The sequence below is a fragment of the Candidatus Bathyarchaeia archaeon genome (assembly GCA_041447175.1).
Taxonomy (GTDB): domain Archaea; phylum Thermoproteota; class Bathyarchaeia; order Bathyarchaeales; family Bathycorpusculaceae; genus JADGNF01.
On record CP166960.1, the window covers coordinates 1041492 to 1067516 of the forward strand.

The following is a 26025-nucleotide window of genomic DNA, read 5'->3' on the forward strand; positions in this document are numbered from 1 at the left end:
CATGTGGAAACCTTTGCTCTGCTAAATAGATTTGTGATTGTTATTTAATGCCTACATAGACATTACTAGTTGTCAAGCCACAGCACACATCGGTGTTGCTGCATCATTACAGCTACAAATACTTAAAAATTGTATCCGATATTAACTACTTGAAAAAATTTTAAGGAGACCAAAAAAGATGGTTATGTCAAGCCAAAAATCCGTCATGTATGGCCCCATGCAACTGTTTGTGATGGGCTTTCCCGGAAACGAGTTCAGAGGCGAAATAGTCCCCGCGCTCAACGAAGCCAGAGACAAAGGCATCATCCGAATGATTGACTATGTCTTTGTCATGAAAGACGAACAAGGCAACATCGACTGGGCTAAAGGCACAGACTTAGGCAGGAAAGAAATCAAGCAGCTTGACTCAGTCATAGGTGAATTGCTGGGTTTGGGCGCCGCCGGACCAAAAGGAGCAAAAACGGGCGCAGAAGCAGGCGCAAAATTCGCCGAAAACGACAGGGGCCTATCACGAAAAGAAATTGAACGAATTGCAGACGAAATTCCAAACAACAGCTCGGCACTGCTGATGATTGTGGAGCATCTGTGGGCGAAAAAAATCAAAGAAGCATTAGTCGACGCCGACGGAATCATGCTCGCACAAGGTATGCTAACTCCAGAAATAGTAATGGACATCGGAGCAGCATTAGCAGAATCCTAAAAAAGAAAACAATAGCACATTTTGAAATGACGCCGTAGCGGCGATAACTGCGTAAGCAAACGATTTGATTTTACTGCGCAGTCTTTCCTTTCTTTTCTTTTTTACTTTACTTTGACCGGTGGCTAAGGAACAAAAGCAAAAGCTTCAGATATAACGCTTTTTTGTAACAAAAATCCGGCGCCACACAAAAGGGTCTTTTGACAGGCATCGGTGAAAATGGGTAGGTTCATGATTTTCAAGGTTTGAACTCTCAGATGCTGAAGGATGCTGAAGGTTAGATTCTGAAGAGGTAGAAAATTACGAAGAATATCACTGGAACAATTAGTGAAAGTATGAATCCCCATCGATTAGCACGTCTTGTTAACGCCTCGTTTTTGTAAAAGAACCAGAGTACGAAACCGACAATTGTTACAATCAGGTTCATGACCATGAAAACCAAGGTTGACAACATGAATAGGCTGTAAATGGTAAGTGATGAGGAAGGCGGAATTGTGGCGCTTATTGAGAAATTAAACAATAAAGTTGTAACGAGCATGGAGGTGTTTAAGCCTAAGCGTAGACCAACTGACCCCGCATCCTTGAGGTTGAATAAAAAAGAAAAACCTGACACAATGCTAAAAATTATGGGCGTTATGAAACTTTGAATGCTCGTTGCAGCTCGTTGCCTTTGCTGGGTGACAACCATCTCTGCTCGTGGAAGCTCAACAGCCAAAGGGTAAGAATGAGTCGCCACTGACAACTCAATATCGGTGGTTACCCAACGGGAATTCTCAAAACCGGGGTCAATGCCGGTCTCATTTTCAAGCCAAACTAGCTGTATGTTGTATCCGTGGGTGAGCAACTCGACAGCGACCACTAATTCGATTGTGTCGAAGGGAAAATCGCTTGCATCAGGTGGCGAGCTAAAGGCACCGGTTATGCGGTAAATTTCGTATTTCACATCCCCGGTTAAGTCACTGCTTACAAGAACGGTGGTTGCAGGATTAACCGGATACCCGTTCATTAGATACCAATCAATTGTCTCGATGTTGGGGTCAACCCAGAAGAAGTAAAGGTAAATGTCAAGAGTGTATGAGCCTGAAAGATACTGGTAGCTGTAGATATTATTTAACCAAAGACCGATGTAAACAGTGTTGTTCTCGTATTCTGCTTCGGGGATTTCCCGTTGCGCTAATGGAAGGTCAAGTTCATCAGCCAAAGGCACCGATGGGTAAGCATTAACGACACAGGTATGAAGAAAGGCAGCAGCAGAAGCAGAAAACAAAAACCCAACTGCAACCAACACAAAAATAAAACGCAACCACACCCGTCGACAACTCACACGCGGCATGAAAAAACCTTCCCTGTAGAAACCTGTATTTATCCACAATTTGAAAATCAAATAAACCTATGTGACTACAACACGCCACCTACACAACAACAGGTCATTAAAGGCCGCCAGAAAACGGGAAAAAGTTTTCAAACAAGGTTAAAAATTGAAAAGTTTTAATCTTTCTGGATTCTATAGACCTGTAGAGGATAGCCAGTTCTTAAATGCCAACGGAAAAAACTGATGCTATGGATGCGCTTTTGAAACGCATTAAAAACCTTGGGGAATCACTGGTTGGAGTTTATGGATGAAAATACGCGGTTAGCCTTGATTCGGACGCTACTGGCAACAGAAAGGAACTATTTAGCAGTCGAAAGAACACAGCTTGCCCAGTTGCGCACAGGTTTATCGCTTGCGTTGATTGCGCCTCCAGCAGCGGCAACTTTCACCTACATTTCAGGTTACCTCCCCGAAGCTTTTCGAATAGACATAATAGTCTACATTTTTCTCAGCATCATCACAATCTATGGGGCATACATAAGCGTCTCCGCATACATCGAGTTGAAGAAGACTCGAAAAGTCCAAAGTACAATAAGAAAACGCAAGCTGGAAGTCGTGGAAGAATCAGAGTTTGCTAAAACTTACTTAAAAGAAATATTCACTTAGCAAACCCCGACAATATGGATTGTTATTGAGCGGCATCAGTCACAAACTCTTAAAACTGTGGAACCCTCTACTTTTTTCAGTCTATTAAACAAATTTTGTATCTTGAATAAAATCATAACCTAAGGTCACAAATTGTTGGGAGGTGAAACCGTGATACGCGCATTTGCATCAATAGGCTTCATCATGACGTTAATAGGCGGATTGATTCTTATTTTTATGGGCATTGCAGGAATTCTAGGCATTTTCTGGTTAATCTTCGCACCGATTTTTTCATTAACCGCGTTCATTTGGGGAATAGTAATGCTGGTGCTAGGCATAATCTGCGCTGGCGGAGCCAAATTTGTTTCGAATGTCCCAACAGCAATCTTGATGATACTGATAGGTGTGGCTGCATCTCTACTGGGTGCATGGTTTACCGCTTGGCTAATCATAATTGGAGGAATATTTGGTCTTCTATCAAAGCTGTAACACCAGCACCAAAATATCCTTCATTTCTTCACATTTTTAAAAATTGAAGCTCGCCTTGTGTAGTTTAATCGTTATTCACGCGTGCTTTGTAAACGTAACCAAAATGAACTCCCTGATTACGAAACCAATTTTTTCGGTTTGAAATTCAGCTGCATACGTTTCTATAGAGAATTTGCCTGTTGCATGGGCAAGCCTTATTAGTTCTTGTGAAAGCAACTACCTAGTCTTCACTGGGGATAAATACACATATTACGTGAAGAGATGATGGGACTTGAAAATAAAACTAAACACAAATTTAGCAAGACTTAACCCTAAGTCCGAAAAAAGATCCCGCAATCCACAAAATATTCGGGGGCAAGGTCACCGTGAGTAACCGACTTGTTGAAAACATCCGCATCATCGAAGAAGCGGAACGTCAAGGCAAACGTTTCTGCCCCCAATGCGGAAACAAAATGAAAACCTGCTGCGACGTCCACCGACAACTCAACATAATGGGACATACACCAAACGGCATCCACGAAGCCCCAGAGGAATGGGTCTGCTTCAACTGTGGCCTCAGAGAATACCGAGAGCTGGCAATGAGGGCCATTTGCGGCCGCGCGGGCACATTGTAAGGTTTCTCACATTCTTTTCTTTCTACTCAAGGAAAAACGAATTTTTAGGCAGGCAAAACATTGTCGTAAGCCTACAACAAAGACTTATTTTCTTAATCAACTTCATCTTACAAAGTTGTTCTGTTAGAAAATTAGGTTAAAACACGATTACAGGCACGAATTGATTGAAACTGGAATCGGCGTCCTTGATTGCCTAATTTTCTTCAGCCATCAAGCATAGTTATGGAGGTATGTGAATGTTTAGACCAGGACCGCTTGGTCGTGGAGGCGCCAGACGCAGAACCAGGAGAAGATGGCGAAGACGCACCGCCCTACTTATGATGACAACAAGCCAGAAACAGCAAATCCAGCAGCAGACAGGAAAAAACCCTGAAACCATGACCGAAGATGAACTTAACGCCGCCATGACAAAAACTGGAATTCAACCTGTAGATGCTACAGACCAGCAAATTGCGGATATAGAAAAATTTGCGGACCTTAAAGAAAAAGGTGTCTTGTCTGAGAAAGAGTTTGAGGAAAAGAAAGCGCAAATTTTAGGCATAGCTCCCCCAAAACACAAGATACTATGAAATAACGTGCACAACCCGATTTTGAGGGTACCAAAAAACAGGAAGAGAAGCGCTGGCTTTCTTCCCACAAAAAGGATGGTTCAGGTGAGGAAATTGGGGATTTTAGTTTGGAAGCGGCTACACTACTGTGTGGGGTGTTTTTAGATGGTCAAGCAGGGATGAAACGTCTTTGATTTCTTCTTTTAGCATTATGTCTTCGCCCATTTGGCCGATGAGGTTTGCGGGTAGAGGCACTACGGATTTGGTCATGAAGCCCCCTTTGGCGCCGTAGAGTTTTGCGACTTCATCTTCAAGTTTTACGTCCACTGACTTTAAACCCCAAGTGGTTTCGTCTAATTCCACGTCTTCAACTTTGCCGATGAGCATTCCGCGTTTGGCAAAAACCTTTTTTCCTTTTAGCTCATTTACTTTCACCATAATTATCACTACAAAAAAATATTTGTGAATTAATAAAAACATTTGTAGTAGTATTTTGACTACAATAATTTTTTGTTAATTAAGCTTCATAAAGAGCAGTTAAAAGAGAATAGTCAACACTTAAAAAATGAATAATCGCAAACAACAAGCAGACTAAACATTAATCCAAGAAGAAAAAGCAGAATCATTTACGACACTACAGGCCATCAAATCAGAGGGTAAATGGGGGTTCCGCATCAAGCGCCGACAAAAGCTTTTGGGCAACCTGCTCTTGACTCTCGGAGCCAGTAATTGCAAGCCAGCAGCTACCTTCAGCACCGCACACACCACCAGCCGCGATAACCTCAGCAGTAACACCCGTCAAAAGCGCTAAGGCATCAAGCTCCGTGAAAACCTTCCCCGGCAAAGGCAAAAAACGATGACCAGTGGCACCCGGCGCATTCAATTTCTCCGCCAACCCAAACAAGTCGCAGGGCACGCGTTTCTCCAAACCTACAGGAATAATCAGACCGACCCTGCGTCCTGCAACCACCTGCAAAATGGTGCCCGCGGTTCCCGCCTGCGGATGCCCGATGAGCACGGCAGCTTGCTTCTTCTGCAGGTCTACTGCGTTGGCGCCTTTCAAGATGACATCGCCTTCCTTAAGGTCCGCTGCTACATCATTGAGTTCTTTGCCTTTTTGCCAGACACCCTTGGATATTACGACATCTCCAGGAAACTGGCTGTCATCACTTAGACGTCCTTTAGAGGTTGTGGCTTGGTTTGGCGGTAAAGTGATGCCGCGGAAGAAACGTTTGCGGGAAAACTCTTCAGAAACGCCAAGGCTGCTTAAGAGTTCTTCTGCTATGTAGCCGTTTGTGGTTCCCGCCACAACAACGATTGTTCCCTGTTTGAGGGCTGCTTTTACGTCTGGGTGTTGGGCGATTGCTTTGGCGATTAGTCGTTTTCCAGCGGAGGGTGTGACAACAAACTGTTTCATACACATGACCCAGTTGTGATTATTGGTTGTTTATGTTAATAAACTGTGAAGACCCCCACGCAGAGCTTAAAATTGTGTGTGGCGCGGGGTGGGGGATTTGAACCCCCGTGGCCTTGCGACCACAGACTTAGCAGGCCTGCCCCATACCAGGCTTGGGGAACCCCGCACGCCAAAGCTGACGCTACTCAATAGTCCACGACATTAATTATTATTTTGGTTTTGGATCAAAAAAAGTCCGCTAAACGGACTTATGTGCGGCTTGCCGCTTAACCAAAACCACCAAGAAAACAATGATTGCCCCAAGGCTGCTTAGCAGCGTGAAAGCGATGTTTACGTAGTTATACGAGTAAGTTGCACGCACATCCAAAGGGGAACCCAACAGTAAACAAACACTACTATTGCCGCTTTCCACTGCCCCACTCCAGCTCCCAAACACATAGAAAAAGGAAGCCGAAGTTGCCGTTAGCGTAATATTGGTTCCATAAGGAGCATAAACCGTTTGAGAAGAACCATGAAGAAGTTCACCTGAAACGTTCGCGTAAGCGTAGGAAACAGAAAGCTGCTCGGATGCTTCAACCGTTAACCCCGCAAGAAAAGTCGCGGTTTGATTAATCGCCCCGCCAACCGTTATCGATTGAACCTCACTTGCCCCAGAGTACGCGCCTGCACCTGACCCTGACCAATTTTCAAATTGCCACCCAGAATTTGGAGAAGCCACGAGTTGCAAAGAAACGCTCTCATCATACCAGCCGCTGTCTGGCTGTGTCTCTCCGCCGATGGGTGGAGTTGCCTGGTTTGTTACAAAAAACTGGTGCTGATATTGGACTGCGATGTTTTGGGGTTGACTGATTGTTCCCTGCGCTGCTGAGTCGGATAGCCAACGTTCCGAAGCATTTGAGCAGGATAATAAACTGGGGGTTGAATATGCGGCTCCACTGTCCAGCCAGATTTTTGTGGGCGTACTCGTCAGGAGGTGGACAGCTGGAGAGGAGAAGGCAGTTGAAGAAAGTTTGGGTGGCTGTGGAGGGGAGTTGCCTGTGACTGAATAGGCTGCGGTCACAAGGTATTGATGGTGGTAAAGTATTTCCTTTGTTTGGGGCACACTGGCTATTCCCCCGGTTTGTTGAGTGGTTTGCCATCTTTCTTCAGGGGATAAATTGGAGGCGGGATTTTTAATGGACCATGAAGTACCTGAATCCAAGGCGTACATTGTGGTGGAAGACGAAAGAGTGCTTGTTTGCTTTGTCCCATTAAAAGTATAAGTTAATTGGGGAGCAAGAAAACCCGACGCTCCGCCCTGAACAGAATAACTCAAAGTCAAAGGAACATACACAGGCAGCAGGTTTGATGTTGAATCGATGAAGCCTTCCTTGTCCTTAACTAGCAAACTAACTTGGTATGTACCCCCGAAGTCGTATACGTGGCTGATGATGGAAGAGTTTGTGTCTGTAGTGTTACCGTCACCAAAATCCCAAACGTATCGGGTTATAGGCGTTGGGGCACTTCTGTTTGAACCAGGCACAGAGGTTGAAGCGTCAAAGGTTAAAGACTGATTCGCCAAAGCCAACGTTTCAGCCCAGCTAAAGTTAGCGCTTGGAAGAGTTATCGGAGAAGGAAAATACGTAAATTGGGTATCTAAAGAACCTAACTTGATTACGTTTAGGATACTGTTCCAGTTTTGGTCAAATTGTACTTCGTAAACTCCCGAACGGGGAAAGGTGTACGAAACGGGGTTAGTTCCGAACTGAAACGTCAAGTTTCCCACGTTAACGGGGATGCGGATGGTTGATTTTGGGTAGTCAAAACCGAAAAGGGAAGCAGAAGACAACCAGCATGCCTCTTGGTAGCCTTCGTCGTTTAGGGGCATCGCTAAACTTCCTGTTTCTGGAATTATTCCTTCCAAGAAAAGGGTCATCATTCCCTCAGCGGTCGCAATGTCAGAAAATTCAGTCTGATTGGTGCTTCTGAACGTTCCGTGTGAGTAGAGGGGGCTGTTTAGGAGGGCGGTGGCGGCTTTAGTTTCGTTAAGCAAATCTGCAAAATCGTTCTTCCATGACGATAGCCCAGTGTATGCATGTAGCGCTTGAATGGCAATTAACGTGTTTTCAAGTCGTAGCTCATGGTTAGTTTCCGAGTGGCTAAGCACACCTGGGATGCCCCAAGCCACACTTTGCAGCCCCTGCGCCAAAAGCTTATTGTATAAATCCAAATACACGCGGTCAAAATTCGGAAGCGTTTGCCCACGTGCAACGTAGTAGTTGCCTATTATTATTGCAAAGGAGCCTACTTCACATTCGTACTCGTATTTGCTGTTGTACCCGTTGTATCCGTAAATTCGTCCGCCCCAAAAAGTGTCTTGAATATAATTCCATAGGTCAGCATCCTCATCGTTAAGTTTGACAAACGCATCTAAGGTTTCGGCAGCTTCATCGTAATAGCGAGGTTGCCACTGGAAAATTACTGAGTCCAAAGGATTATAGCCCAGTGAGGGCTTGCCAGCGGCTTGATAGGTGATGAGAAGGTCTTGGTACGCGGCGGTTGTGTTCCATTTTTCCGTCAAATTGTACTGAGGGGCATAACGGTACGCGTTCAAAACAAAGCGGTTCCTGACGCTGAAGTAAGATTGGTCGCCATCTTGCCAAGTAAGTGGAAGATTCTTAAGCATAGGAAGCTCAATCAAAGCTTGACGCGTAGCCTGCTCAATTATCGGAGAATCGTAACCGTCGATTTCACTGAACCGTTTTACCCTCAGTACATTAACCCAATCCTCACAAGAAACAAGCTGCTGGATAAGCGTATCATAATAGTTCAAGGGTAAGGCATTGAAAACCATTGCAAATTTGACAGTGTTTGGGTCTGCGGTCCAGTTAAGGTTACACGCGTTTATGGCTTCAGCTATTGTATAACTGATGGGTATAGATTCATTTTGTGTGGTTATTGTTTCGCTTTTTGCAGGTTTGATTGTTAAAAAGGCAGAAGAAATCATGAGGAAAAACAGAAAGGAAAAGGTTATTCGAAGAAATGTTTTTTTCTTCACGCCTGTTTCCCGTTCCAGAAACCCAAGTTATGAGAGTTCACGTTAGAGAAAAATATAATTGTCCAAGTAACTCCAAGTTTTTCCCCTATGCTATTTCCCCTCAATCTGTTTTATACTCGAGTGGATGGTTAACATTTAAAAGGGTTTCTTCAACAAAGAAAACCAATAACTGCATTATAATTAACCAATTTTGTTGATGTCAACCTGAAAGCCATTGCTCTGTAGCACTTTGGCTAACTTGTATCGCCAAGTCCCCTCCCTATCAAACCGCGTGTAAGTGACGCCCAAGATGCCCTCGGGTAAAACAAACCCTTTCACATCTCTAAAAAGCGGCATGACCCGTTTACTGCTCAGCTTACCAAGAAAAAAACCCAGTTCCAGAACTAGGTTTTGGCTGACTTTGAGCATCACGGTTGAGGGGTCTTCGGGAGAAAGCAGAACAACCGCGAAAGTCACATCCGAGTACTCCGAAAATTCACCTAGCAAAGTTTTACCCTGATTTGGCTGCTCACGCAGCACAACGGGTTCCAGCCCAAGTTTCTGTAAAGTCTGGACAACTTGTTGCTTCATGGGTTCATCTTTTCCGTGTAGAACATGAACTTGACGCCTTTCTGTCAAAGACATCGATGCCTCGCCCGAGTCGTCTTTTAGGGGGGTTAGGAATTTTTCTGTGCACAAGTGAACTCCGCTGATTTCGCCAAGGCAAACGCTTTCTACCACTTTTTTTCGGTCACTACAGTTTGAAACACACTCGCCGCTATGCAACCTTAGTTTACTGCAGTCGTCATTTGACCAAAAGATAACTACCCGCGCCACTTTTGAGGGACTAAGCAACCTGCCGCCTAGCCAAAACGGCTTGTTCGAGTTAAACGGCGTCACAAACGTGCGCGTCAACTCTTCTTCAGAGAGGTTGAAGCGAATCCCCGATTTCTCTTCGTCTTGGTATTCAAGGTAGATGTGGTACTTAGGAGGAGTCACGTCGCATCACACAAAACAAAAAAGAAGCGTTGAAAAAAAGGTTTACGTAAACGTATGAGAACAGTGGTTAGGGTTTGGGTAAACTTAAAACTCGCCCCAGCACCTCAACAATGCGGTCAGCGGCTTCTTGGTCTGGAAACTCCAAGTCGTTCTCTGTGGGCTCAGTGCCAGCAAAAAGACAAACCGCGTCGATATCGACAAGTTTTGTGAAACCAAAAATCAGCCCCGAGAAACCCATGAAAGGACCTTTATAGCCAACACCTACATCGAAGTCTTTTTTCATTTTATCAAGGGTGGCTTGGTTGTTGGCGGCACAGACAACCGTTTTCTCTTTTGTCCCAAACCCAGCCGCCACAATCATACGTTTAACCCCCATATCCTTAAGATAATGCACAATGCTTTCAGCAACAGCGTACTGCCCAGAAAAGTTTGCATGATATCCTCTCACGAGAAGCAGCGGCGGCGTTTGACTGGCATAGAATTGAGTTTTGGGAAAATCAGCTACTCCACCCTCAACCACGGTTCCGCCCATGCCGGGAAGTGACGGATGAGCAGCATACGAGGGCGTAGTCTGATAGACGGCTGGAAGGTGTGTGGAGTAAAGGTCTGCACAAAGTTTGGCGCTGGTTTTGGCGATAAGGCTGTCAACCACAAGTTTGCCGATGCTGCGTAGCCCAGGAGAACCTACAACTGCCACGGGCTCCACTAAGGTGGGGGTTTCGTAGCGGTTTATCCAGATGTCGCGGGTGGTTGCCATGCGTAAACCCCGATTAGGTCACGTAGCTGGGGCGCTTTCCGGACTGCGTCATTTCTTCTCGCACACGACGTTCAATTTCAGCCATCTTGGCGAATGCTTCATCCATTTCTATGGCTTGCTTCTCCATCGGCTCCATGTCCACTTCGATTCCTAAAATCTGAGTAAGCACGTTAAGGGCAGCTTTGGAAGCCCGCGGGTCAATAACGTATTCACCCGTCGGAGTCTGATAACCATGAGTTTCAGCTAACAGACAGACCGCTTCAACGTTTTTCTTCTTGGCTAAACCAATGATTAAGCCGTTTTCGCCTCCGATAATGCCGTGGTCCAGAACCTTGGCGCCTTTGGCTTTTGCTTGCTCAAGCAACTCGGCGGAGGTGGCGGTTGCGTAAACGTCGGGCACATCAAACTGCCGGTCAGTTACCAACGCGGCAACGGAATAGACCCGCTTTAATCCGTGCTCAATTGCCCAATCCAGAACTTCTTCTGAAACCTCGTACTGTCCTTCAGGGGAAAAAGCTTGAGAGTTCCCTGAAAGGAAAACAAGGCTGTCCTCCGCTTCGGTTTTGAAGTTGTGTAACTCGTTGCGCAAAAGTTCCACTAAGCCATCTTCTTTTATGATGACGTAAGGTGGAAAATGCTGGGAATAGATTTCGCCTATTGATTCGGCTTTAAGCTGCTGAATGAGATAGTCAACACTAAGCTTTCCGATGTAAGCCATACCAGGCAACCCAACGATGAGGGTTGACTCCTTAGCGGTAAACGGTTTGAGAATTTTTATCTCGGAGTTCATAAGTTAAGAACTTACGTTCTTACTATTAAAGTTGAATGCTGAGAACAAAAAAGAGAAAAGACCGCAGGTCAATATTTTTAGTGGAGGTTGCTTGGCATTCTTTCGGCTTTCGTGGTCGTACCCGTTCCGTCCTACACAGAAAACACGGCTTGCCCCAAATGCGGCACGCAGACACCAACATGTTCAAACTACTGCCCCTTCTGCGGAACGCCCCTTCGACTGCCTGTTGTGCTAAAGATTTGCCCAAAATGCAAAAGCAAAATCCCAGAAACAGCGCGATTCTGCCCAGAATGCGGAGTAAAACAGGATCAACTGGACCGTGCGCCCTCCCAGATGGTGTCGAAGTAGGTTTTGGCTAATTTAGTAATACAAGAGTTATTTGACCAGATTACTGAAGCCTTTGAACGTCCAACACTGGATATTTTTGGAAGTAACGTTTCTTTACCGTCGAGTATAAGGAAGCAAACGTCGGGCTGGCAAGCAGTGTATCGGATTCGAAAAAGGGGGTTTACTTGTAGGTCACAAATTTCTGTCAGCTCTGACTCAGTTGGAGAGTCCGTAAGAAGGCGCACAGCTACATTTCTGGATAAAGCCTTTTCAGCGACTTCAAGATTTTTGTTCAGATAAACTGCGGCTAGTTTACGTGGAATTATTGCACAGACGCTGTTAGACGTTTTTTCTAAAGCTTTTCGAAGTTTGAGGTAAAACGTCTCGCCACAAGGAAGTAAAATCATCTGGTTGTTTTCTGAGGGCTGTTTGGTTAGGGGTTTATGCTGCAGGTCAACAACTAGACGATTTGCCCTCTTGGAGAGCTTTAGGTTCTCTTTTGCACGCTTCAGAAGTAAGGCTTCAACAGCCTCTTTAATCGGCAGAGGTCTAAACCGTGCGGGTACAGAAACAATTTTTTCAGTTAAACCTAACTCCAACAAATCAGCAACTGCACGATAAGTATCTGGGCGCGCAATTTTAGAGGTGTAAGCGATTTCCTTGGCAGAAGCTGTTCCAATCTCCAGCAACGTCAGATAGGAACGGGCTTGAGCACGAGTGAGCCCAAGGTCAACCAGCACATCAACATACTCTTCAGTGTCCTTTCTCAAAGTAACATCTTCTCCTAGAGTTATTTTCCCGCCACAAGAGCAAGTATTGTGTCTTGACATATAATTATTAAATGTTCCTTCCAACTGTTGGAAGAACACCCACCAACTACATACTTAATAACAAAAAACAGCCATGTACTCAATGGGCACCATCCATGGCTCTTGATAATGCAGACAAGAAAGCACACAATAAAGTCACCACTACAAACGAGGATTTCGACTACTTGCTGCTTGAATCCATAGACGAAGCCTTCTCCACCTTAGGAGAATCCCCCAAAACTGCCATATACTACCATCTCGAGCACAAATTTGGAAGCCCTCGACGCACAATCCCTAGGCGAATTGAAGAGTTTTCAGATGCCCTTGAGAAAGTGTTTGGACTGGGCGCCAAGCATTTAGAAATAATCATTATGAAAAATCTTCACTGTAAAACTTTGGGCACATCACCTTCAGGAAAGGCATGGAACTCATCTGCTTTAACATTTTCTGCCTATATTCTGTTTCAAAAACAACTGTTTAATCAAAGGATGCCAAGGCGGTAAACAGAAGCCAAAACGCTTTCAGCATTAGCCGATACTTTGGCATCATTAAACAATACTACCCTTTCTATCCAGAAATCATGGGGTAATTTGGGAATGAGCCGGATTAGAAGGATTCTGCCGTGTATAAGAGGTTTGTGAATCACTATATTATAAATCATCACTAGTAGCTTTTGAAAAAAGCAAACCCTCACCAGTATGTGTATATTTTCGTGTAAAAAAAGGGTTAAAAATGCAACTTTTTCACCACGCGTTAAGGATAACCACGTTAAAATCTTTCTTACTTTTGAGCAAAATTACGGTGAAAAAGATGAGCATACTAAAACGCATACCTTTTGAAGAAGTTTCAATTGCCGCACACAGAATCTGGACAAACAAAATAATCAGCGACAAAATTGCTCAAGAAGCAGACCAAATCATAAGTCAAGCATACAAACGAAAGTTCATATTTTTTAACGGGAAAAGCGCCAAATGCATCGTTGGAGGCTTATTTTACATTCTGGGTTTTCGGTACGACGCGGTTAAGAAGCAGCGGGAACTTGCTGATAAATTGGGCACTACTGACGTGACAATACGAGCGTCGTACAAGCTGTGGTTGGAAACTTACCCCGATTTATTTGAGGACGTGATTGAAAAACTTGCACAAAACGAGGGGCTCCGCTACTACATCCTGGTTGATTTAAAGCAGATACGCACTAAACCCAGATGAAGAGTCAATGTTTTTCGAGTAGGTTGCTAACTTCGTCTTCAACTTCGGCGGGTCCTTCAAAGGATTCAAAATCGGATTTTTCCCAAATGAAACCCACGGAGACATCGAGATGTTTTATTTCAAAGCATTCAAGGATGGCTTTTATGCTGTGGATTGTTTCGCCTTCGTCTCCTTTCTTCACTAAAGCGACGAGTTCTAGGTTGTGGTCACCATAGCTACGCCAGAGAAGCCGAATTTTTTTATGTTTAGAAAGCAAGTTGAATGCGCGGTCCATTTCGCGCTGAGAGATTCTTAAGCCCATGCATATTGGTACAATCCCAAGTTTTTCTAAGTTGATGGAGCAGCGGATGGTGTTTTTTATTATGCCACTGTTTTCGAGTGCGGCTATTCTTCGATAGACGGTGTTTCGGGTTACGCCACATATACGTGCTAACTCTTCATAGGAGTTTATCCCAGAACTGAGCTGCTTGAGCAGTTGCCTGTCGAGTTCATCCAGAGGCATACACAAACATACACAACGATTAGTATAAAAAATTTTAGTGAAAAACAAAGCTTAAAAAACTTCAAAAAACTACGTTTCAAGAAAAAACTTGCACAGTTTGGAAAAATAAAGCTTAAAAAAAACACCCACACCATCATGCTATTTACAAAAAAGTGTTGACTTTCATAGAAAACCGCGTATACCGATTAAAGAATTATGCTTTGGGCGAATCCACCTACAGACAAGGCGCAAGAAGGAAAAAAAGGCAATCGGAGAGAGACTCGACACCTTGTTCATGCTGTGGTCCGCCAAAGCTTTTCCTCCCGACGTGGCACTTTAGGCTGCAATTCTAAATAGAACAGTCAAAGCAGTTAAGAGTTGCACCAATATACTATATAGGGCTATAAAGCCGCAGGGGCGGGTTTAAACTGTCTCTGGCTCCACAGCATATTTCTACCTCAAACAACATCACATATCCGCCGAGATGTAAAGCTGTGAAAATTATCGAAACAAACTTACGCCAAGGCTTCGTCAAAGTCGTGCCTGACAGCCAAGATGACTTTTGGCATCTGTACAATGTCATCTACAAGGGTGATGAAGTCTACGCTTACACAAGCCGCGCTATAAAAACTGACACGGAAGCCAGCCGCCCCAAAAGCGCTGAGAGAGTTTCTGCGTTTATGGGAGTAAAAGTGGAATCTGTAGCATGGGACAAATTTCTGGGGAAACTACGCGTCCACGGCATCATAATCCATGCGCCCGACATTATCCCCACTGGAGCGCACCACACGATAAGCGTTTCACTAAACCACCCCATAACGATTGTGAAAAAAGCATGGGAAAAACATACATTGGATAGACTAAAACGGGCAAGCGAAACTGAAAAACCAATGCTTATTGTCGCTATAGATGACGAAGGCTACGCAATAGCAGAAACACGTCAGTACGGAATTGAAGTGAAAGCTGAGGAGCGTGTGAAGCTTCCCGGAAAATATGAAGCAGAAAAACGTCAAGGCGCCACAAACGAGTATTATAAACGGGTATTAAACAGCCTCGACCAGTTTTGGAGCCAAAACCATAACCCAATCGTAATCGTTGGTGTTGGATTCATAAAAAACGACTTTGCAGCTTACCTCAAAGATAACGCAAGAGAAACCGCCAAATCTTTAGCTGACATAAAGAGCGTAAACAACGGCGGAATCGCTGGCATATATGAAGCGCTACGGTCCGGTGTCCTCCTTAAAGCGGCTCATGCGATGCGGGTACTGGAGGAAACGGAAGTGATGGAGGAAGCCATGAAACGTCTGGGCAAAGGAGATAGCACAGTAACCTATGGATTAAGCGATGTGGAAAAGGCAGCACAACTGGGGGCTATTGAGAAGCTGATTTTAGCTGATACTTTGCTGCGTGAGTCAGAAGATGAACAGAGACTGCAAATAGAGAAGATAATGCGGGAAGTAGATCACCGCGCTGGAAGCGTAACCGTCGTAAGCACCGAACATGAAGCGGGGTCAAAGCTTTTGGCTTTGGGCGGAATAGCAGCTCTTCTAAGATTTCCGCTTTACCAAGGATAAGGCAACATGAAAATTTGTCCAATATGCGGAGTGCAAGTGCTTATAAAGGCATGGTGTTATATACCCGTAGGTATATAAATTAAGGTGACACGGGATTCAGCAATGACCAAACGACAACCGAAAATCTCGATTCAAAATATTGTCGCTTCAGTTTCTTTAAACCAGAAGATCGACCTCCAAAAAATCGTGGAAAAATTCCCCCAAACCGAATACAACCCCAGCGTATTCCCCGGCTTGGTTTTCAGGCTTAAGAAACCCAAAACGGCGACGTTGATTTTCGGTACGGGCAAGATGGTCTGCACAGGCGCCAAATCCGAGAAGGAATCTCGTGCCGCCGTAGAAAAAGTTGTGAAGGAACTCAGAGGACAAGGAATCCAGATAACTGAAAAACCCATCGTCAACATCCAAAACATTGTAGCATCAGCCGAGTTAGGCGGCGAAATCGACCTGGAAAGTCTCGTCTACAAGCTGGGCAGAGTCATGTATGAGCCTGAGCAGTTTCCGGGAGCCGTTTACCGAATGGACGAACCAAAAGTAGTTTTCCTGATTTTCAGCGCTGGAAAGCTTGTTTGCGTGGGCGCCAAGAAGGAAGAGCAAGTCTACGCGGCGGTAGACAAAATCCAAAAAATACTTGAAGAGAAGGACCTTATCTTCTACCCTGACGTGGAAGGCGCAGCCATCCCGCCATAAACAACAACATCGCCCTTTTCTATTGTGCGCTTTTTAGTCTGCGTCGTACAGCAGGGTTTTCATCCTCAAACCGTTTCAGAACCAACTCGAATGTTTCTTCAGGCGCCAACTCTCTCTTGATAAACACGCCCGTTCTTCCAACGACATCTCGCTTTGTAAGCGCATGCACTCGATCCATCACTGTTTCAACAGCTACACCCAGCAGTTTAGCCGCATAATCTTCTTGTCCAACTATGCTTGTTTCAGTGTGACCCCCCTTTGAGGGCTCAATAAGAATGAGCCGTTTATCCACACCTAACACCCGAACCCCTGCTTTAAGCTGATTGAGCGTCACTTCACCACTAAACCTAAAAAATTCACGCTCCCTTCTGCGCATAGCCATCAAAGGAAAAGAGATAGTTGTTGAAGGGTCAAGTTCAAGGTAGGCTTTCATGGAGTATGCAGGGGTAGCTTGAATTACACATCGGCTTATAATGGGAACGTTTGCTTGTTCCAGTACCGTTTCAAGCAGGAAACTGCTGGGCGGATTGGGGAGGAAAACATCTATGTCGCTGTCTTTGGTTATGTCTCCGCGAGCAATGCTCCCGTGTACTATGGCTTGGATGTGTCTCTGCTCCAGCACATAAATTAAGTCTTGTGCTTTTTGCCTAAACTGTCCCAGCAGACTCCAATGCTCATTGCTGTAAGTGACTTGCCGAGTTTCTGGACGCTGTTTGGGTTTCTCATTCACATTTACCGTCTCTATGGAAGAAAATTAGCTGAATAGTTTATTAGACGTTTGCCAATCAAGAATTGTTCACCGTGAAACATAAATGAGCAAACAAACAACCAAATGCAGCACATGCAAACGCCGACTACCCTTCTACAGCAGACCTTATAGTGGGGAACGTCTATGCAAACACTGCTTTGGCGAATCCATTGAAGACAAAGTTCGTGCAACAATCGTTCGTTACCGCATGCTCGAATATAATGACCATGTTGCAGTTGCAGTTTCCGGTGGCAAAGATAGCCTGACCCTGTTGGAGATTCTGGCAAAAATGGAGCGAAAATATCCCCGCGCCACATTGGTGGCGATAACGGTGGACGAGGGCATTAAGGGTTACAGGGATGAAGCTATGGAAATTGCGGCGCAAACCTGTGAAAAACTGGGCATCCAAAATCACACCGTTAGCTTCAAGGAACTTTATGGGTTCACGTTGGATGAAATTGTCACGCGAACCCGAGAACGGGGGAACGCTTTGACTCCCTGTGCGTTCTGTGGCGTGTTAAGACGAAAAGCACTCAACTTAGCCGCTTTGGAGGTTAAAGCAAACAAAATCGCAACGGGTCACACGTTGGACGATGAGGTGCAAACCAGCTTGCTAAACATTTTTCATGGTGATATTCCTAAAATTGCGGCTGAAAAACCAGTAACTAACAAAGTGCATCCAAGGCTGGTTCAGAAGGTGAAGCCACTTTGTGAAATTCCTGAACGTGAAAGCGCTTTGTATGCCTATGTGAGGGGCATAAGTTTTCAGAGCACACCATGCCCTTACGCGGGGGAAGCAATGCGCAATGATATCCGTGCCTTGCTGAACCGGATGGAGGAACGCCATGCGGGAACCAAACATACCGTTTTCAAGTCGATGGAGAAGCTGCGACCAGCAATGCAGGAAATAGCACAGAAAGGGGAGTTTAAGGAGTGCCGTGAATGTGGCGAACCTGCAACGGGTGAAGTGTGCATGGCATGCCAACTACTTAAACAAATTCGCTGAATTAAACGAACGGCCAGATGGGATTGGGACGAATTAAATTTAAAAACAATAACAGCCACCACCAAATAAGCCTGAACAAAACGATTGCCTTTGAAATAATGGACAGCTTCGTTACGGACAGAAGTGGCAGTTTCACGAGAAACAAACAAAAACAAATTTACTTCTCGTTCAAACCTGCCGAGGGAGAAAAAGCAAACTGGACGGCGGTTGGGTTTTCTAAACTCAGACGGGCAAATCGACCGGGTGGTTGGACTATTTTTTCTCTTGCTTTAGAGGGGTAATTGTTTTCAGGGTAACTATTTGGCTTCTATTTGGATGCTATTAGCAATTGTATGCAGAACCTATAGAGGGGTAGAGGTCTATCAAAACGTAGCCCACCTACCACACCAACAGCAAGAAACAGCAATCTTCCCGTAAACGGTAACCCTAAACTCACGCCACCCACCCACAAATGAAGCCGAGACTATGAAAGAAAACTCACTATCAAGTAGACAACATAACGAATGCACAACAAAGTTAACAGTCGTTCTCAGTTCTAACTACTTTTGATTATGCCGTCTGATGAGCTGCTATGCTTTTGCCGTGTACCGATTATTGTTTAGGCAAGCCACATCTGCTGTTGCATGAATGGCATAATTTGTCGGGTTAAAGCGGAATGCTTTTAAGATTACAGCGACCTTTCAAGAGGAGCTTTCCTTCATGTGAAGTGTTAAAAATGAGTGAATCTGTAGAAAAAAGAGTTCAAAGTGCATTGGACCTAATTAGGCCTCAGTTGCAAGCAGACGGCGGCGACGTAGAGTTCATAGCTTTTGAAGACGGCGTAGTTAAAGTTCGACTTCAAGGTCACTGCGCAGGTTGTCCTATGTCTATGATGACACTTAAGCAGGGCATCGAAGCGTTCCTTAAAAAGGAAGTGCCCGAAGTCGAAAGAGTCGAAAACGTTCAATAAACCACACAGAAAGACCAACAAAAGCTTTTCATCTTTTTTTCATTAAAACTGCCAAAATCCGGGTTTTTCGTTCAGTAGTTACTCCCAAAAACTGGGGACAAAACGAAAATACGCTTTTACAGATTAAAAACAAAGCGGATTAAAATAGAATTATGATTATTAAAAAAGAAAAAGTGGTGAAAGATGTGTTTTGTTGATTTTTTACTTTTGTTTCTTTTTGACTATTGCGATTGTACCGAAAGCTGCAAATGCTGCGCCAACTGCTGCTAATGTTCCGAACACACTCTCAGGCAAGACGAACAAGGTTGCAACCGCGATTGTGAAAACTGGTTGCCCATTAACGTTCACGAAGTAGTATCCAGATGTTGGTGGTACAAATGAGTTAATTGAACCTGCGGATTGCGCCATCCATGGCCCTGCAACTACGTTGCCATCAGAGTCAAGAATTGTAATGTCAGCTACGGAACCGTCGGGTGCTGTTGAAACAAGCTTTACATACACTGTTTCGCCATGATTAAATTGGTTCTTGGGTACGCCGGCTGCATCTTGCGTTATAACTGAAGCGGTTTGAGCCTCGATTGGTGCTGCAAAAGCCATACTTGCGGCTGCTGCGAGAGCTAGAGTACAGATAATAGTCAATACTGCTATTTTTTTAACTTGCATCCTCCATTCTCCTTTTTAGTTTACGGTAGTCTATGTTGTCTACCGTTGCTTATAAAACTTAATGGAAAAGCAAAGACAGTTTTCTAGTCAAGTAATCAATAATGCAAATTCACATCTAGAAAAAAACTACATAAAAAATAAAGGAAAAGGTTGGGTGGTGTTTAGGGTTTTTTGTGTTTGTGTTTGTTGCTGTGGAGGGTGACTGCGGCTGCGAGGCATGCGATGGTGGCCATTAGGGTGCCTAGTGCGCTTTCGGGGACCACAAACAGGGTTGAAACGGCGATGTGAAACGCCGGTGACCCGTTAACCAGCACGGTAAAGTACCCTGCAAAGGGCGGCGTGAAGCTTACGGGTGAGTCTGCTTGGGCAAGAGTAAGCGCTGGACCAAACACGACGTTGCCATCCTGATCCTGCACCTGAATATCCACAACCGTGTGTTCTGGGCTAGGATGCCAATGAATAAAGACGGTCTGACCCAAACTAAACTCGCTAAGCTCAACACCCGCATCATTAGTGGTCCAAACAGAAGCCGAAGTAGCATAAGTGACAGGCAAAGGCGTCAAACCAACATTAAGATCAAAGACCGGCGGCGGAACCGTAACCACAATGCTGTCAGCGGAGTAGTATCCCGGTGCCTCCACGTGTACGCGGTAAGAACCTGCCAAGGTGTCCCACTGGTACTGGCCGTTTACGTCGGTGATTTGCGGGTTCACGTCGGGCTGCATAATTTCGGGTGTTTGGCCGGTGGGCACGTTTTCCCATTCGCCGGCAACTGCGTTGTACCATTGTAGCCAGACGGTGGCGCCTTGGATGCGGTTGTTGGTGGTGACGTCGTAGACGTAGCCTGCGGGGTCAATGTACATGCCAAACTGCACCGTATTAGTTGTGCCACTGGGGTAGTGAGGCGTATAGGTTACGGTAGCTTGACCATGACGCGGATAAAAGGTAGTGGTGTAAGTCCACGTAGGCGCAGGACCCGCCATAGAACCCGTAATGTCCGCTCCACCATCATTCACATGAATCGTGATATCCACACTAACCGCAGCAGCATCAACATACGTAAAGGTGATTGGGGTTCCCCAGTACACTGTTGGTGTTGGTCCCGTGTTTCCTGTTAGGGGTCCAACGTCTACGTTGGGCGGCAAGGATGAACCTGTAACGGCTGTTTGGACGGAGAATTCGTTGTCGTCAAGTCGGGTTTCGATTGTGGTTGAACTGATTGCTGCAGAAGTAGTTAACACCGTGCCCACTGGGGTGGTGTCAGGAATACGTACAGTTACCGTCACACTTCCGTGACCATTAGGAAATGCGGGAACGCTCCCAAGATTCCAGGTTACTGTTGATCCAGCCAAGACTCCTCCGTCTGATGCCGATTGGAATTCAACTCCAGCAGGCAGGGTTGCTTGTAATTCAACGTTTGCTGCGGGGACACTTCCATAGTTGTTGTAGAAGATGGTGTATGTGGCAAGGTGCCCTTGATCCATTGATGCGGGACCATTCATTGACAAGTAAAGGTTTGCTCCGCTGAAAACGGGGAATTTGAACAAAATTGCCAAGCCAGGATTAATAACTTGCTGGTTGTAGGAATACTGTAGCCCCACGGTTCCCATGGGGTCTTCAATTCCGACTGTGGCTGACCCGCCGTTGTTGTACGGCCCAAGATCTGACGATGTTGATCCAGAAACGCCACCAAAGTCTAAGTCATTGTATTGGAAGATAATGCTGTTTGAGCCTTCATAAAGTAGGGCTTCAAAAGTAACTCCACTTGATGAAGTGTGGTAGTGACCGTTGTTATACCATTCTGCTACGAAAATCCTGTTTGGTGCTGTTCCTATCGTTTGGTAGTATATTGCTGCGCCGCTTGTCCATGTAACTAGGTCGTCCCAGTAGGGTGCGAGAAAACCGTGAAGGTTGGGTGTCTGAGTTAGGGGTTGGTTTACGTATTGACTTGACCCGAAGGTCGAGAATAGTAACCCGTTGTTTCCGATTGTAATTTGGCTGTAATCAGTGCCGTAGTAGTTGAAGAAGAAGCCTAAGGGAACATTTGCGACATATGAATCGTCGGTACCGAATAAGATTTGAGTGCCAGTTTGGGTTATGTCAATCCAGTTGTATGTTGGCCCGTTGATGTCGTTGCTGTCTATGTATGTGTAGCCGAAAGAATCAGGACCGCCTGTAGTGGGATGTGGGTCTGCGTGGGCGAAGTTTAGAGCGGCAAATGTGCCAATTACAAGCACTAATATAGATATTATGGCAAATGATTTTTTCAATCCTTTCTCCTCTCGCTATGTAGCGGCAAATCAGTTTATAAGATTTTTGTAATCGTAAAAAGTTATGCATGAAAAAGCTTCAAAAAACAGTATAGACCACACACGTGAATGCCAATAAAACAGACACATGCATTTTTTAACACTTCGAATGATTCAGCTAATCCATGAAAGGTAAAGACGCAATAATTTCGTCTGATACTATGTAAAAACTAAGGAGAAAAAAGAAAAAACAGCAGGTTACTTTGTTATTTTCGTTTCTGCCAGAGGACGGCAATGGCAACCAACACTATCACCACTACAATAATGACTGCAATTATCCAAGCGTACTCCCAAAGGTTTGACGAATCGTCTTGTATGGGTACATCTGATGCTTCACCAATGTTCACATTAAAGGAATTGCCGCCAACAATGGGAAAAGATGCATTATCGTAAACGGTTGTGTCATCCACAGCAATCCATAGATGATAAGAATTGCCTACCGTGATGCCGTTAAAGATTGCCGCTCCATTTGCTCCAATCGGAGAGGAAAAAGACTCTATATGCACAACGCCACTAGTCAAGGGAGTGGTACCGTTAGTTACATGTATTATTACTGGCTCGTTTGTTGGCTCTTCACTGGGAGATGGCGTGGGAGTGTAAATTGGGGTTGTGGGGGTTGATGTTGGAGTTGGTGTTGAAGTAGGAGTTGAAGTAGGAGTTGGAGAGGGTGTAGACGTTGGTGTGGTTGAAGGACTTATGCTTGGAGTTGCGGATGGTGTTGGTGTAGGTGTTGATGTTGGAGAGGGGGACGGGGAAGTTGCAGCTGTTTCTTCAGGAACATCACTTCGGAGACTTAATTGATCAAGATACACTTGATTGGGAGCTGGGTATGAGAACGCGAATTCAATCAGGTTAACCTGTGAAAGATTGAAGGAGTCTGAGGAACGAAAATCAAAGTTCTTGAGGTCCAAGACAAAGAAATGCCAGCCAGTGAAGTTATCGGCAATTAGTTTAGCGATGTTGTTGTTGTTAACATCGAGAATTGCAAAGGTAATCCATGCATTCGAGTTTGAACCGTGAAGCCAGAAACAAATACTGTTGTATTCTGAAAAGTCTTGTGTTTGATTAAACCGATGATAGAAACCTACTGTCGCATATTGCCCAGAAGAGATAACGCCTTTAAGGCTAGATTGCCCAGCGAAAACGGTGGATGTTTCGGTTGTGATTGTGGCTGTTAGGTTGCCAGTACCTCCATTGTAAACAGACCAGTACTCTTGACCTTGGTCATCGAATAGGACTGAGTCCAATGCGAATGCTGGTTGAGTAGTGCTGGAAACAAATAAAACTGCCAAAGCCAGAATTGCCATGGCAGGAATCCATTTCTTGGTTAAGGTTAGGTTGTGCATTATCAATCCACACTTGGCACTTCTCCTAAGAATGGTTACACTTAAAACGTTTACTGTAATTTAAGGAATAACTCGTAAAAGCAGATATTACCAATTGTGCAATATTCCCCTGAGTAAGATTTGAGGTAAGCATGTAAGGTATATGTTGGCTTAGCTTTTTTGAAGCGTTAGTTCAAATTCCATCTGTTGACATTTTATGAGTCTCTCCTTGGAGGAGGGCAGGCTAGGAAGCCTTGAGTCGCGGGGGTAATCTTTTGCACTAACATTGAGTTTTTTGGGTTCGTATGCATCAACCTAATATGTCTCGAATGCATTCTAGATAAATGTCGGATTCTTCAAGAAAAGGAAACAAGCGGCGGGCTTTTTTCAAGATGACTCTGACGGCTAACAACGAGGGGAAACACCTGAAACATAAGAAGACATCGATAAGTGAATATCTAGCTTCGCTTTCCGTACAGTACAGCGTTTATCCAGCCGAGCTCTTTCAAACTTTGGTTAAAGCAAGAGAAAACAAAACAGCCAAAATTCAAGATTTAACTGTAGAATATCGAGGGAGCGTGGACCACGAAGCGATTTTTCTGATTAAACAAAATGACAACGTAGTTGTCCAATTCAGAGCTCCTGAAGAAGTTCTAAGACAAAAAGACATATCTTTTGAAAGCTGGATGGACACCGAGAAAATCCGCAAACAAATCGCAAAATTAAATCCCACTGAGCCTTCATCAACCTCTATTAATGATTTGCGGCATGGCATGAAGAAGGTTAACTTGGAAGCAAAAGTTGTAGAGATTGACAAACCTCGCATGGTACACACGCAGTTTGGTAGCAACGCACTCTTAGCTAACGCAACAATTGAAGACGCTTCGGGAAAAATTAAGCTCTGTTTATGGGACCAACAAGTAAATGCAGTAACAGTCGGCGATAATATCCAAATTACAAATGCGTCGGTTTCCACTTTTAAAGGCGAAAAACAGGTGCGGCTTGGAAAATCAGGCACATTAACGGTCATGCAGACGGATGTGCCGAAGGAAAAAGATGAACCTGAGGTTTCTTCTCGAAACGTTGCTTTTGCATAGGCTATATTTTGTCTATTGCAAGTTTTTCTTTTCAGGTTTGCTCCAGTTCGGGTTGCCAAAAGAGGGTTAGTGTAACTAATTTATAGTGATAAGCAGGTTATAGTGTTCAGAAGGAAAATGAAGGCTCGATGCGAAACTGTAGGTAAATATGTTTTACCGGTGTTCCGTTCACTTGTCGCAAAAGAGTTAGTAAATACCCACAACATGACGCAAATGGAAGCCGCCAAAGTTTTAGGAACTACCCAAGCAGCTATAAGCCAATACATCAACTCCAAACGTGCCTTCAAAGGCGCCCAACAATTCGGTAGAGTGCAACAAAAAATTGAAGCCGTCGCTAAAGAAACAGCCATTAAACTCGCCAAAAAACAAATTACTTGGGAGGAAGTTTCGCTGGATGTGTGTAGGTTTTGTTTAGAGGTTTCGTGTAAAGAAAAAAAATTGCCTGCCTCTCAAACCCTTGAAGATTATGTAATTTGAGGTATACGCTTACGATGCGCTCTGAAGGCGTTTTGATTCTTCTTTGTTGGAGATACGGTTTTATATCGCCCTGAGTATAGCAGTGTTATGACATTTTGGTGGGGAAACAAAGGTGCACACGTATGACTCTGTTTTACAAACCATAGGAAAAACACCTCTTGTCAGGCTAAACAAGATTGCTACAGATTCAAAAGCGCAAGTTTTTGTCAAGGTGGAGGCACGCAATCCTGGCGGTAGCATAAAAGACCGCATATGCCTCAGCATGATTAACGAAGCCGAAAAACAGGGTCTGCTTAAGCCCGAAACCGTGATAATTGAACCCACAAGCGGAAACACTGGCGTCGGATTAGCGATGGTTTCCGCCGTAAAAGGCTATCACCTTATTTTGACAATGCCCGAAAACATGAGCATAGAGCGAAGAGCCTTGCTGAAAGCCTACGGGGCGGAAGTGGTTCTCACATCTGGCTCAGAAGGCATGGCAGGGGCAGTTCAGAAGGCAAATGAAATTGCCGCTCAGACACCTAACTCGTTTATCCCGCAACAATTCAAAAACTCTGCAAACCCAAAAATCCACCGCGAAACAACGGGTCCCGAAATCTGGGCGGACACCGACGGAAAAGTTGACATGGTTGTTGCTGGTGTTGGGACAGGCGGAACCATAACAGGCATCGCTGAATACATTAAACCCCTCAAAGCCACGTTCAAAGCAGTTGCTGTAGAACCCGCAAATTCGCCAGTGCTAAACGGCGGCAAAAAAGGCCCCCACAAAATTCAAGGCATCGGCGCAGGGTTTGTTCCCGACATTTTTAGGCGGGACTTGATTGATGAAATTTTCCCAGTTTCTGATGAGGATGCGTTTGAGACGGCGCGGTTGTTGGCGAAGAAGGAGGGCATTTTAGCGGGGATTTCGTCGGGGGCTGCTACGTTTGCGGCGTTGAAGCTTGCCAGGCGACCTGAAAATGCAGGAAAGCTTGTCGTGGTTATTCTTCCAGACACGGGTGAACGCTACCTCAGCATACCGCTCTTTCAATAAGAAAACTGGCGGTGCATGTCTCGACAAAAAAGATTTCTAAAAAG

29 protein-coding genes and 1 tRNA gene are annotated in these 26025 nt (G+C 44.9%); 16 read left to right on the plus strand and 14 right to left on the minus strand.

Annotated elements, in window-relative coordinates; genetic code table 11:
- Positions 1 to 184: 184 nt before the first annotated feature.
- Positions 185 to 700, plus strand: a complete 516-nt coding sequence (locus ACBZ72_05480) for a DUF6325 family protein (protein ID XES78326.1) — start codon at positions 185 to 187, stop codon at positions 698 to 700.
- A 274-nt stretch (positions 701 to 974) separates the two neighbouring features.
- On the opposite strand, the gene ACBZ72_05485 is transcribed toward ACBZ72_05480, so the two are convergent.
- On the minus strand, positions 975 to 1904 hold the full coding sequence (locus ACBZ72_05485) for a hypothetical protein (protein ID XES78327.1): 930 nt from the start codon (positions 1902 to 1904) through the stop codon (positions 975 to 977).
- A 399-nt stretch (positions 1905 to 2303) separates the two neighbouring features.
- Between ACBZ72_05485 and ACBZ72_05490 the strand changes: the two genes are divergently transcribed.
- The 4 genes from ACBZ72_05490 (at position 2304) to ACBZ72_05505 (ending at position 4326) form a co-directional block, all read left to right on the plus strand.
- Positions 2304 to 2675, plus strand: a complete 372-nt coding sequence (locus ACBZ72_05490) for a hypothetical protein (protein ID XES78328.1) — start codon at positions 2304 to 2306, stop codon at positions 2673 to 2675.
- 150 nt (positions 2676 to 2825) lie between these two features.
- The gene (locus tag ACBZ72_05495; protein ID XES78329.1) at positions 2826 to 3143 is read left to right on the plus strand and encodes a hypothetical protein; all 318 of its coding nucleotides are present in this window, start codon (positions 2826 to 2828) and stop codon (positions 3141 to 3143) included.
- 365 nt (positions 3144 to 3508) lie between these two features.
- Entirely contained in the window at positions 3509 to 3757 is a 249-nt protein-coding gene (locus tag ACBZ72_05500) for a hypothetical protein (GenBank protein XES78330.1), read from the plus strand.
- Between the two features lie 236 nt (positions 3758 to 3993).
- A complete protein-coding gene (locus ACBZ72_05505; protein ID XES78331.1) occupies positions 3994 to 4326 on the plus strand; it encodes an SHOCT domain-containing protein in 333 nt (110 codons plus the stop codon).
- A 117-nt stretch (positions 4327 to 4443) separates the two neighbouring features.
- On the opposite strand, the gene ACBZ72_05510 is transcribed toward ACBZ72_05505, so the two are convergent.
- From ACBZ72_05510 to ACBZ72_05540, 7 genes are all read right to left on the minus strand, one after another.
- Entirely contained in the window at positions 4444 to 4743 is a 300-nt protein-coding gene (locus tag ACBZ72_05510; GenBank protein ID XES78332.1) for a PRC-barrel domain-containing protein, read from the minus strand.
- Positions 4744 to 4954: 211 nt separating this feature from the next.
- Entirely contained in the window at positions 4955 to 5722 is a 768-nt protein-coding gene (locus tag ACBZ72_05515; GenBank protein ID XES78333.1) for a hypothetical protein, read from the minus strand.
- A gap of 79 nt (positions 5723 to 5801) precedes the next feature.
- Positions 5802 to 5888 (minus strand) — tRNA-Ser (locus ACBZ72_05520).
- A 72-nt stretch (positions 5889 to 5960) separates the two neighbouring features.
- The gene (locus ACBZ72_05525) at positions 5961 to 8759 is read right to left on the minus strand and encodes a PKD domain-containing protein (protein ID XES78334.1); all 2799 of its coding nucleotides are present in this window, start codon (positions 8757 to 8759) and stop codon (positions 5961 to 5963) included.
- 180 nt (positions 8760 to 8939) lie between these two features.
- The gene (locus ACBZ72_05530) at positions 8940 to 9737 is read right to left on the minus strand and encodes a TIR domain-containing protein (protein ID XES78335.1); all 798 of its coding nucleotides are present in this window, start codon (positions 9735 to 9737) and stop codon (positions 8940 to 8942) included.
- Positions 9738 to 9804: 67 nt separating this feature from the next.
- A complete protein-coding gene (locus ACBZ72_05535; GenBank protein XES78336.1) occupies positions 9805 to 10494 on the minus strand; it encodes a PAC2 family protein in 690 nt (229 codons plus the stop codon).
- A 13-nt stretch (positions 10495 to 10507) separates the two neighbouring features.
- On the minus strand, positions 10508 to 11284 hold the full coding sequence (locus ACBZ72_05540; GenBank protein ID XES78337.1) for a PAC2 family protein: 777 nt from the start codon (positions 11282 to 11284) through the stop codon (positions 10508 to 10510).
- Positions 11285 to 11395: 111 nt separating this feature from the next.
- Here ACBZ72_05540 and ACBZ72_05545 point away from each other — a divergent pair, with 111 nt between their 5' ends.
- The gene (locus ACBZ72_05545; protein ID XES78338.1) at positions 11396 to 11632 is read left to right on the plus strand and encodes a zinc ribbon domain-containing protein; all 237 of its coding nucleotides are present in this window, start codon (positions 11396 to 11398) and stop codon (positions 11630 to 11632) included.
- On the opposite strand, the gene ACBZ72_05550 is transcribed toward ACBZ72_05545, so the two are convergent.
- Positions 11593 to 12381: a TrmB family transcriptional regulator gene (locus ACBZ72_05550; GenBank protein XES78339.1), complete on the minus strand. Its 789-nt coding sequence runs from the start codon at positions 12379 to 12381 to the stop codon at positions 11593 to 11595. The genes ACBZ72_05545 and ACBZ72_05550 overlap by 40 nt on opposite strands.
- A gap of 155 nt (positions 12382 to 12536) precedes the next feature.
- On the opposite strand from ACBZ72_05550, the gene ACBZ72_05555 reads away from it, so the two are divergent.
- Both ACBZ72_05555 and ACBZ72_05560 read left to right on the plus strand, forming a co-directional pair.
- Entirely contained in the window at positions 12537 to 12923 is a 387-nt protein-coding gene (locus ACBZ72_05555) for a hypothetical protein (protein ID XES78340.1), read from the plus strand.
- 307 nt (positions 12924 to 13230) lie between these two features.
- Entirely contained in the window at positions 13231 to 13629 is a 399-nt protein-coding gene (locus ACBZ72_05560; protein ID XES78341.1) for a hypothetical protein, read from the plus strand.
- A 4-nt stretch (positions 13630 to 13633) separates the two neighbouring features.
- Here the strand turns inward: ACBZ72_05560 and ACBZ72_05565 are convergent, their stop codons facing one another.
- The gene (locus ACBZ72_05565) at positions 13634 to 14131 is read right to left on the minus strand and encodes an Lrp/AsnC family transcriptional regulator (protein XES78342.1); all 498 of its coding nucleotides are present in this window, start codon (positions 14129 to 14131) and stop codon (positions 13634 to 13636) included.
- Between the two features lie 473 nt (positions 14132 to 14604).
- Here ACBZ72_05565 and ACBZ72_05570 point away from each other — a divergent pair, with 473 nt between their 5' ends.
- Entirely contained in the window at positions 14605 to 15684 is a 1080-nt protein-coding gene (locus tag ACBZ72_05570) for an mRNA surveillance protein pelota (protein ID XES78343.1), read from the plus strand.
- 102 nt (positions 15685 to 15786) lie between these two features.
- Positions 15787 to 16374 (plus strand): TATA-box-binding protein, encoded by a 588-nt coding sequence (locus ACBZ72_05575; GenBank protein XES78344.1) that lies wholly within the window; start codon positions 15787 to 15789, stop codon positions 16372 to 16374.
- 19 nt (positions 16375 to 16393) lie between these two features.
- Here ACBZ72_05575 and ACBZ72_05580 read toward each other — a convergent pair whose 3' ends face one another.
- Entirely contained in the window at positions 16394 to 17104 is a 711-nt protein-coding gene (locus ACBZ72_05580) for a nucleotidyltransferase domain-containing protein (protein ID XES78345.1), read from the minus strand.
- Positions 17105 to 17186: 82 nt separating this feature from the next.
- Between ACBZ72_05580 and ACBZ72_05585 the strand changes: the two genes are divergently transcribed.
- From ACBZ72_05585 to ACBZ72_05595, 3 genes are all read left to right on the plus strand, one after another.
- Positions 17187 to 18128, plus strand: coding sequence for a TIGR00269 family protein (locus ACBZ72_05585; GenBank protein ID XES78346.1), 942 nt, complete (start codon positions 17187 to 17189; stop codon positions 18126 to 18128).
- Positions 18129 to 18145: 17 nt separating this feature from the next.
- Positions 18146 to 18409, plus strand: a complete 264-nt coding sequence (locus ACBZ72_05590; GenBank protein XES78347.1) for a hypothetical protein — start codon at positions 18146 to 18148, stop codon at positions 18407 to 18409.
- Positions 18410 to 18843: 434 nt separating this feature from the next.
- Entirely contained in the window at positions 18844 to 19077 is a 234-nt protein-coding gene (locus ACBZ72_05595; protein XES78348.1) for a NifU family protein, read from the plus strand.
- 201 nt (positions 19078 to 19278) lie between these two features.
- Here the strand turns inward: ACBZ72_05595 and ACBZ72_05600 are convergent, their stop codons facing one another.
- The 3 genes from ACBZ72_05600 to ACBZ72_05610 form a co-directional block, all read right to left on the minus strand.
- Positions 19279 to 19740 carry a hypothetical protein gene (locus tag ACBZ72_05600; GenBank protein XES78349.1) on the minus strand — a complete coding sequence of 154 codons (462 nt, stop codon included), beginning with the start codon at positions 19738 to 19740 and terminating at the stop codon, positions 19279 to 19281.
- A gap of 161 nt (positions 19741 to 19901) precedes the next feature.
- On the minus strand, positions 19902 to 22010 hold the full coding sequence (locus ACBZ72_05605; GenBank protein ID XES78350.1) for a hypothetical protein: 2109 nt from the start codon (positions 22008 to 22010) through the stop codon (positions 19902 to 19904).
- A gap of 245 nt (positions 22011 to 22255) precedes the next feature.
- Positions 22256 to 23395 carry a carbohydrate binding domain-containing protein gene (locus tag ACBZ72_05610; protein ID XES78351.1) on the minus strand — a complete coding sequence of 380 codons (1140 nt, stop codon included), beginning with the start codon at positions 23393 to 23395 and terminating at the stop codon, positions 22256 to 22258.
- A gap of 371 nt (positions 23396 to 23766) precedes the next feature.
- On the opposite strand from ACBZ72_05610, the gene ACBZ72_05615 reads away from it, so the two are divergent.
- The 3 genes from ACBZ72_05615 to cysK all read left to right on the plus strand — a co-directional run bounded on the left by ACBZ72_05615 (position 23767) and on the right by cysK (position 25981).
- Complete coding sequence (locus ACBZ72_05615; GenBank protein XES78352.1) at positions 23767 to 24471, plus strand: hypothetical protein; 705 nt, start codon at positions 23767 to 23769, stop codon at positions 24469 to 24471.
- A 117-nt stretch (positions 24472 to 24588) separates the two neighbouring features.
- Positions 24589 to 24948 (plus strand): transcriptional regulator, encoded by a 360-nt coding sequence (locus ACBZ72_05620; GenBank protein XES78353.1) that lies wholly within the window; start codon positions 24589 to 24591, stop codon positions 24946 to 24948.
- A gap of 112 nt (positions 24949 to 25060) precedes the next feature.
- The gene (gene cysK / locus ACBZ72_05625; GenBank protein ID XES78354.1) at positions 25061 to 25981 is read left to right on the plus strand and encodes a cysteine synthase A; all 921 of its coding nucleotides are present in this window, start codon (positions 25061 to 25063) and stop codon (positions 25979 to 25981) included.
- Positions 25982 to 26025 lie beyond the last annotated feature (44 nt).

Excerpts from the sequence above, each read along its gene's own strand:
- ACBZ72_05480 (XES78326.1), top strand. The coding sequence starts at position 185 with ATGTCAAGCCAAAAATCCGTCATGTATGGCCCCATGCAACTGTTTGTG.
- ACBZ72_05505 (XES78331.1), top strand. The coding sequence starts at position 3,994 with ATGTTTAGACCAGGACCGCTTGGTCGTGGAGGCGCCAGACGCAGAACC.
- ACBZ72_05510 (XES78332.1), bottom strand. The coding sequence starts at position 4,743 with ATGGTGAAAGTAAATGAGCTAAAAGGAAAAAAGGTTTTTGCCAAACGC.
- ACBZ72_05515 (XES78333.1), bottom strand. The coding sequence starts at position 5,722 with ATGAAACAGTTTGTTGTCACACCCTCCGCTGGAAAACGACTAATCGCC.
- ACBZ72_05535 (XES78336.1), bottom strand. The coding sequence starts at position 10,494 with ATGGCAACCACCCGCGACATCTGGATAAACCGCTACGAAACCCCCACC.
- ACBZ72_05540 (XES78337.1), bottom strand. The coding sequence starts at position 11,284 with ATGAACTCCGAGATAAAAATTCTCAAACCGTTTACCGCTAAGGAGTCA.
- ACBZ72_05555 (XES78340.1), top strand. The coding sequence starts at position 12,537 with ATGGCTCTTGATAATGCAGACAAGAAAGCACACAATAAAGTCACCACT.
- ACBZ72_05560 (XES78341.1), top strand. The coding sequence starts at position 13,231 with ATGAGCATACTAAAACGCATACCTTTTGAAGAAGTTTCAATTGCCGCA.
- ACBZ72_05565 (XES78342.1), bottom strand. The coding sequence starts at position 14,131 with ATGCCTCTGGATGAACTCGACAGGCAACTGCTCAAGCAGCTCAGTTCT.
- ACBZ72_05575 (XES78344.1), top strand. The coding sequence starts at position 15,787 with ATGACCAAACGACAACCGAAAATCTCGATTCAAAATATTGTCGCTTCA.
- ACBZ72_05585 (XES78346.1), top strand. The coding sequence starts at position 17,187 with ATGAGCAAACAAACAACCAAATGCAGCACATGCAAACGCCGACTACCC.
- ACBZ72_05590 (XES78347.1), top strand. The coding sequence starts at position 18,146 with ATGGGATTGGGACGAATTAAATTTAAAAACAATAACAGCCACCACCAA.
- ACBZ72_05595 (XES78348.1), top strand. The coding sequence starts at position 18,844 with ATGAGTGAATCTGTAGAAAAAAGAGTTCAAAGTGCATTGGACCTAATT.
- ACBZ72_05600 (XES78349.1), bottom strand. The coding sequence starts at position 19,740 with ATGCAAGTTAAAAAAATAGCAGTATTGACTATTATCTGTACTCTAGCT.
- ACBZ72_05610 (XES78351.1), bottom strand. The coding sequence starts at position 23,395 with ATGCACAACCTAACCTTAACCAAGAAATGGATTCCTGCCATGGCAATT.
- ACBZ72_05615 (XES78352.1), top strand. The coding sequence starts at position 23,767 with ATGACTCTGACGGCTAACAACGAGGGGAAACACCTGAAACATAAGAAG.
- ACBZ72_05620 (XES78353.1), top strand. The coding sequence starts at position 24,589 with ATGAAGGCTCGATGCGAAACTGTAGGTAAATATGTTTTACCGGTGTTC.